The organism is Microbacterium sp. K41 (genome assembly GCF_004794395.1).
GTDB lineage: Bacteria > Actinomycetota > Actinomycetes > Actinomycetales > Microbacteriaceae > Microbacterium > Microbacterium sufflavum.
In genome coordinates this window covers 1-1,421 of record NZ_SSDO01000193.1, presented here as the reverse complement: position 1 = coordinate 1,421, position 1,421 = coordinate 1, and the positions used below count along the sequence as shown (strand labels likewise).

At 74.4% G+C, this 1,421-nt stretch carries 1 protein-coding gene; it reads right to left on the bottom strand.

Annotated features, from left to right (window positions below; all coding sequences use genetic code 11):
• A partial coding sequence (locus tag DW309_RS05130; RefSeq protein ID WP_524538332.1) for an alpha-amylase family protein occupies positions 1-1,421 on the bottom strand: 1,421 nt, incomplete at both ends.

Genomic DNA, 1,421 nt, shown 5'->3' with positions numbered 1-1,421 from the left:
TTGGTGGCGTACGCCAGCAGGCGCTCGGACGGGATCGGCCAGGCGCCGACCGCGGCCTGCCACAGCAGGGCGTCGAGCGGACCGTGGCCCGTGGTCGCCACGGCGCGCAGCTCCTCCAGCACCTCGGCCCATCGCTCCGGGACCTCGGACAGCACCGCGAGCCGCGCCCGGACGTCTTCCGAGCGCTTGGTGTCGTGCGTGGAGAGCGTGGTCATCGAGTACGGCCAGGCGGCGAGCCGGGCCCGCTGCGCCTCGTGGAACTCCTCGACCGTGACCGCGGGGATCGACGGGTCGGCCCCGACCTCCGTGAGCGTGCCCAGCCGCGTGTACCGGTAGAACGCGGTGTCCTCCACGCCCTTCGCCATGACAGCGCCGGTCACCTGGGGGAACCGCTGCGCGACCTCCAGCGACGTGTCCCTCAGCAGGGGTTCGAGCTCGGTGAACGCCGCGTCGAGGTCGGGGCGTCGCCGCCGCGCCTCCGCGAACGCCGCGCGCAGGTGCTCGCTGCCCTCGGGCAGATAGGCGCGATACACCGGGAAGCACGCGACCAGCTCGGCGAGGGCGTCGTCGGCGTGCACGATGCCGCGCGGCAGGGTGCGCACCAGGCGCCGCACCTCCGCGACCAGCAGGGTGTCCGCGATCATCCGCTTCGTGTCGTGGATCAGGTCGGGCCACGCCGGCGCGGGCGGAAGCCCCGTCTCGGCGCGCAGTCGTGCGTCCAGGCGGTCGAGTGCGGCCACGCCGTCGCGGTCGACGAACAGCCGGTCCAGTTCGGCCAGCGCGTCGTATCCCGTGGTGCCGTCCGTGCGCCACCAGGCCGGCAGCGCCTCGCCCGGCTCCAGGATCTTCTCCACGAGGGTGTACGCGCGACCGGTCGCGTCGGCCAGCTGCTCCAGGTAGCCGCCCGGGTCGACCAGGCCGTCCGGGTGGTCGACGCGGAGCCCGTCCGCGAGGCCCTCGCGCAGCCAGCGCAGGATCTCGCGGTGCGAGTCGGCGAACACGTCCGGCAGTTCCACGCGCAGCCCGGCGAGCTCGGACACGGCGAAGAAGCGCCGGTAGGTGAGGTCGGTGTTCTGGTCCTCCCAGTACCGCAGCTCGTAGTGCTGGGCGGCGAGCAGTCGCGGCAGGTCGTCCGCGAGCGCGGCGGTGCCGGGGGCGAGGGGCAGCTCGTGCTCGAAGTAGCGCAGCACGCCGTCGGGGGCGTCGGCGGCCGGGGTCGTGTCGACCACGAGCTCGCCGTTCGCGCGGGCCTCGTGGGGCGCGGAGCCGAGCAGCGGCAGCAGGATCCGTCCGCCGCCGGCCGCCCAGTCGATGTCGAAGGCCGCCGCGCGCCTGGTCTGCCGCCCGAGCCGCAGCACCTCCCACCACCACGGGTTCTGTCGCGGCACCGCGACGCCCACGTGGTTGGGCACGATGTCGAC